General features: G+C 46.9%; 6 protein-coding genes. 5 read left to right on the top strand and 1 reads right to left on the bottom strand.

Features of this window, described 5'->3' with window-relative positions; genetic code table 11:
- The 5 genes from B7L71_RS09980 to B7L71_RS09960 all read left to right on the top strand — a co-directional run.
- The coding region (locus B7L71_RS09980) for a TRAP transporter small permease (protein ID WP_212636750.1) at positions 1-396 on the top strand (396 nt) is incomplete at its 5' end.
- On the top strand, positions 389-1,687 hold the full coding sequence (locus tag B7L71_RS09975; RefSeq protein ID WP_081137646.1) for a TRAP transporter large permease: 1,299 nt from the start codon (positions 389-391) through the stop codon (positions 1,685-1,687). The genes B7L71_RS09980 and B7L71_RS09975, both read left to right, overlap by 8 nt.
- A gap of 48 nt (positions 1,688-1,735) precedes the next feature.
- Complete coding sequence (dctP, locus tag B7L71_RS09970; RefSeq protein ID WP_081137644.1) at positions 1,736-2,740, top strand: TRAP transporter substrate-binding protein DctP; 1,005 nt, start codon at positions 1,736-1,738, stop codon at positions 2,738-2,740.
- A gap of 74 nt (positions 2,741-2,814) precedes the next feature.
- Complete coding sequence (locus B7L71_RS09965; protein ID WP_081137642.1) at positions 2,815-4,056, top strand: NAD(P)/FAD-dependent oxidoreductase; 1,242 nt, start codon at positions 2,815-2,817, stop codon at positions 4,054-4,056.
- Positions 4,057-4,454: 398 nt separating this feature from the next.
- Positions 4,455-4,820 (top strand): hypothetical protein, encoded by a 366-nt coding sequence (locus B7L71_RS09960; RefSeq protein WP_081137640.1) that lies wholly within the window; start codon positions 4,455-4,457, stop codon positions 4,818-4,820.
- A 182-nt stretch (positions 4,821-5,002) separates the two neighbouring features.
- Here the strand turns inward: B7L71_RS09960 and B7L71_RS09955 are convergent.
- A partial coding sequence (locus B7L71_RS09955; RefSeq protein ID WP_212636749.1) for a hypothetical protein occupies positions 5,003-5,244 on the bottom strand: 242 nt, incomplete at its 5' end.

Genomic DNA, 5,244 nt, shown 5'->3' with positions numbered 1-5,244 from the left:
TTAGGAATATCATTCATGGGGATGCAGGATATGTTGATGTATCCTGTTTTATGGCTATATATATTGGGCAGTGTAAATGCATCTCGAGAAGACCAACAAATAAGAGCGAACGTTTTGGAGATATTTCTCAAAAGCGATTGGGCAAAAAAGGTCCAGCTAATTGTATCTGATGTGGTCAGTTTGTCAATAGCTTCATGGCTTACTTTTTGGGCTTGGGATTTCTTTATGTACTCTCTAAAAACGGAGAAGATGACCCCCGTTCTGTATTGGCCAACAATTTACTCAGATGCGGCACTATTCTTAGGGCTTCTTGCAATGAGCTTGTTTACAGCGATTAATATAGTGACTCGCTTTGTTAGCTTGAATGATAAGAAAGGGGCGCTTAACAATGCTTGAGTCAGCAGCAGTTGCACTTGGTGTGCTTGTATTCCTGTTAACTATTGGGGTGCCTCTACCCTATTGCTTTGCTGGCGGTATGCTGGCCATGGTGCTGATGGGCGATGCTGTGATGAACGGCGTTATGCTTTGGGGCTATGCACAGATTTCTTCACCTGTTTTGCTTGCAATACCTCTGTATGTTTTTGCCGGCACCATAATGAGTGTGAGTGGAATTGCTGAAGCCCTGCTAAAATTAGTTAACGAATTTGTTGGAAGAATTAAAGGTGGTTTGGGTGTTGTTGCCACAGTCAGCTGTGGCATTATTGGCGCAATTTCTGGGAGTGGTTTGACTGGAGTAGCTGCTGTCGGCCCTGTGCTTATTCCAGAAATGGAAAAGCGAGGTTACCCCAGGTCTTTTGCTGCGGCTCTCATAGCTAATTCATCCGTTCTAGGGCTTTTGATCCCCCCGAGTGTTACCATGATAATATTCGGCTGGGTGACAGAGACATCTATACTTGCAGCCTTCTTGGCAACATTAGGCCCTGGTCTGTTGGTCGCCTTTCTTTTATCTGTTGTTAATATTATTATGTCGCGTAAGTTTGATCTTATTCTTGATGATCCGTTGCCACTTAAGGAAAAGGTTAGTTCTGTAGCTAAGAGAAGTTTTTCAGCTACGCCTGCTCTTTTAATGCCGGTGATTATACTGGGTGGGATTTATGGCGGAATAATGACTCCTACAGAGGCTGCTGCTGTTGCAGTGATATATGCCATACCGGTTGGCTGGCTCATTTATAAAGGATTAAGCTTCAAAAGCTTGCTTTCGGCAGGGAAAGAGGCAGGTACATCTGTTGGCGCCATACTTATCATGATTTTCTTTAGCTTGATTCTTAGTCAGATGTTTGTCATGAATGGTGTGCCGCAGGAATTAGTAGATGCTGTTTTTTCAATATCCGAAAACAAGTATATCTTGTTGCTGTTAATTTGTTTGATGTTGTTCGCGCTGGGCATGGTTGTTAACGATATTACTGCAATTATCCTCGTCGCTCCGCTGCTTATGCCATTAATGCAAGCTATGGAAGTGAGTCCTATTCAGTTTGCGGCGATAATTGGTGTTAGCACAGCAATGGGCGGTGTTACGCCTCCATATGCAAGCATTCTTTACTTGGCTGCCAGGGTTGGTAATACTAAGTTTTCTGAAATTATCAGGCCTGCAATGATTATGCTGTTTTTTGCCTACATGCCGGTAGCGCTTCTAACAGCATATTGGCCCGGTTTGTCAATGGCCATTCCGGGCCTATTCGGCTACTGAGTAGTAGCTAAATTCCGGTGTTGAATAATTAAAAACCAGGAGTAACTCATGAAACTTAAAACAGCTTCCGCAATTTTTTTGGGTGCTATTGTTTCTCTCGACGTAACTAGTGCTATGGCTAGCACGCTAAAAATAGCTCACATTAGACCGCAAGGTACTGAGCATGATCAGAATGTGAAAGCTTTAGCGGAGTCTGTTACATCTAAAACCGATGATGTGGACTTTAGGGTTTTTGCTGCAAGCTCTTTGGGTGATTACACCACAGTTCAGGAGAGGGTGTCTGTAGGTGCCGTGGAAATGGCACTTCAACCAATTTCCAGCAGTGCTGATAAAAAGCTACAAATTGGGCTTCTACCCTATCTCGCATCTGATTGGGATCAAGCAAAGGAAATATTTGGGCCAGGTTCCCCTATCCGCGAGGCAGTTGCTGAGCGTTATGATGAACAAAATATAAAAGTATTGGCAGGCTATCCTGTCTATTTTGGTGGGATCTCTTTGAATAGGGAGCCTGTCGAAGTGGAAAGTGTTAGTGACAAAGGTGGGGTGAAACTCAGGGTACCTCCATTTAAAACATTCTCCCTTCTAGGTGAGGCATTGGGTTATATTAGTTCTCCGCTCCCATTCTCTGAGGCATTTACTTCTATTCAAACTGGTGTTGTTGATGGAGCTATAGGTGCTGGTGCCGAGGGGTATTATAACTCATTGAGGGATGTTACTCAGTATTACATTCCTCAGAATACTCATTTCGAGTTCTGGTACTTGTTGGTCAATAAAGACACATTTGACAACCTTAGTAGCGAGGCTCAGTCTGCTCTTCTGAGTGCTGCGGAAAATTTTGAGTCACAACGTTGGGAGCAGGCCGAGTCTTCACAAGAGTTTAATGAAAAGCGCCTGGCTGAGTCCGGGACAGAGATTGTTGAAGTTTCTAACGAATTGCTTGAAAAAAGTGCAGAGGTAGCAAGAAGTCAGGTATGGCCTGAGATAATTTCTGATATGGGAGAAGACTGGGCTACACCAATTTTGGAAGAAGCTGTAGGGTACTCTGCTAAGTAATTTTCGAATCACCCTGGGGCGTTATTTCTTTAACGCCCCAGGCTTTTCAGTATTTCCATATTGATAACTCTATTATGAAAAAAAAGAACGTCGTAGTAATTGGTGCTGGGATAGTCGGTAGCTGTTGTGCACTGCGGATGGCCTGTGAAGGTTACTCTGTTACCTTGTTGGATAACCTTAAGCCAGGCAATGGTTGTTCATTTGGTAATGCGGGTGGTATTAGCTCTGCTTCCATAATCCCAATGGCCATACCGGGTATTTGGAAAAAAGTTCCTGCTTGGTTGTTTGATAGTGATGGTCCACTATCTGTTCGCTGGAGGCACTTGCTTAAAGTTTCTCCGTGGCTGTTAAGGTGGATAATGGAGTCAGGTGAAGACCGCTCTACATATTCATCTAAAGCGCTTAAAGATTTAAATCACGATGTTTTAAACCAGTATAAAAAAATGCTGGGAACAGTAAATTTTAACAATCTTATTAGGACTACTGGGCATCTTCATGTTTTCAAACAAAAGCCCAGTTCTAAAGGGGATTTTTTTGTTAAACGAATTCGTGAGGAGGCAGGGATTTGTTTTGAGGAGTTTTTTGATAGAGATGTTAATGTTGTCGAGCCATCTCTTTCTAAAGAAGTAAAATATGCGATTTTGATAAATGATGCTAGCTACACTGTGAGTCCTCATCGCCTTGTCAATACCTTGGTTGAGGCTTTTGAAGAGATGGGTGGCAACTTTGTTCAGGATCATGCTAAAGAAGTAGTCGCTTCAGAGTATGGAGTTAAAGTAATTACAAGGTTGAGCGCTTTAGAAGCTGACTACGTGGTAATTTGTGCGGGAGCTTTGTCTAAAGAGTTAATGAAAAAAGACCTGAGCAAGGTTAAGCTTGAAAATGAAAGAGGCTACCATGTTAATTTGGTGTCGCCAAACTTTATGCCTAGTTTTCCTATAGTCTCAGGGGATTATAAGTTTTTTTCTACCCCTATGGAAGATGGCCTTAGGCTAGCAGGGACAGTGGAAATTTCTGGGCTTAGAGCTCTCCCTGACTGGTCAAGGGCAGATATATTGTTGAGGAATGCTAAGCGAATTTTTCCTGATCTTTCTGCATCTGGATCTGAAGTTTGGTTTGGCGATAGGCCTTCTTTTCCTAGCAGTATTCCGTTAATTGACGTATCTCCTGTTCATGAAAATATCTTTTATGCATTCGGTCATGGACATTATGGGATGTCAGGTGCTCCAGGTACTGCTGAAATAATTGCCAACATGATTAAGGGGAAGCCGCAAAAAGTTGATATTTCACCATTCTCTTACTCTAAGCATATCTAACCCCTGAACCATTGAAATCGGCCCCTCAAATGCTTCTAACTGTAGGGTCCTACTGGTTGTTCCGAGTAGTGAGTAATCTGCGCTTTGCTGTGCGAGGTGATGAGCTCGCTTGACTCTCCATGCTCGTGTCGTAAGCTCACTCATGCAAGTGCCGCCTACGGCGGCCCGGTGGTCTCGACCGGCACCAACCGAGGCACCCCAGCACCCAGGCGTTTCGAGGGTGCGCCGCTTGGCGGTACGCCACCTCCCAAGGCCTCGCGCATCCCGAGACGAGGCTGCCCATCCGGGTTGGATGCCGCATCTCTTCTTCGGCACTTATGTGCCATCACCCACCAGGGGATTCACATCCCCGGTGGGGAAGGTGTGTCCCCTGTGTGCACTACCGCAGGAGATCCACCATGAAATCCTACGATATGTCGTTTCTGGCTCGTGACCACGGCTTTGCGGGCAAGGTCCGCATCAGCGAGCGGGTCATGGACGACTGCATGTACGTCGCAGAGCACGTGGTCTCGGAGCATGGGGTCACTCCCATCGAACGCTTCCAGCTGCTGCTGCAGAACGTGGCAAGCCAGCTGTCCGGGTACCCGGCAGGGACCCAGGCGGTGCGGCTGGCTCACCATCGCATCCCGCCCAGCGGGAATCCCCACCAGCCTCTGGCTCTCGAGCTCGAGGCGTTGGTCGTGCAAGGCGACCGCCAGCACGGTGACTACCTGCTGGTGGCACGCCACGACGAGCTGATCCACACGCAGCTTTTCGCCGCGTAACCCTTCCTCACTACCCACCCCGACCGGGACATCGCTCCCGGAGGGGGCGGTCTCGGTCATGTCCGGAGGTTCTGGTCATGACACACACTTCAGCAGCTGCCCTCCCGGCAGAGTCTCGCTACTCCCCATCCAATGCGCCTCAGCTGTTCGTGCGTAAGCGTTCATTCCACGACGTAGTTGACCTACTTCACGTCACGCAGAGGCCTTAATAACTCCGGCGAGACCTTGTACTGTTTGGTGCCGTCCTCGGCCAGAACAATCACACTCTTGCGGTTGATCTTGGTGACGATCCCCAGCACCGGGCCTTCCCGGCCTTCGAAGGTCACTTTCAGGCCCACCCGCAACTGACTCAAGGCTTGCAGGGTTTCCTGCTCTTGCAGTTCATCAATGCGCTGGCAGATGTACTGGTTCAGCTCCAGCAATT

It is taken from the genome of Halomonas sp. BC2, from assembly GCF_002078115.1.
Classification (GTDB): domain Bacteria; phylum Pseudomonadota; class Gammaproteobacteria; order Pseudomonadales; family Halomonadaceae; genus Vreelandella; species Vreelandella stevensii.
This window is presented reverse-complemented; position numbering and strand designations above follow the sequence as displayed.

Bases quoted from the DNA above. Each gene is read 5' to 3' on its own strand.
- B7L71_RS09975 (WP_081137646.1), top strand. From the start codon at position 389: ATGCTTGAGTCAGCAGCAGTTGCACTTGGTGTGCTTGTATTCCTGTTA.
- dctP (WP_081137644.1), top strand. From the start codon at position 1,736: ATGAAACTTAAAACAGCTTCCGCAATTTTTTTGGGTGCTATTGTTTCT.
- B7L71_RS09965 (WP_081137642.1), top strand. From the start codon at position 2,815: ATGAAAAAAAAGAACGTCGTAGTAATTGGTGCTGGGATAGTCGGTAGC.
- B7L71_RS09960 (WP_081137640.1), top strand. From the start codon at position 4,455: ATGAAATCCTACGATATGTCGTTTCTGGCTCGTGACCACGGCTTTGCG.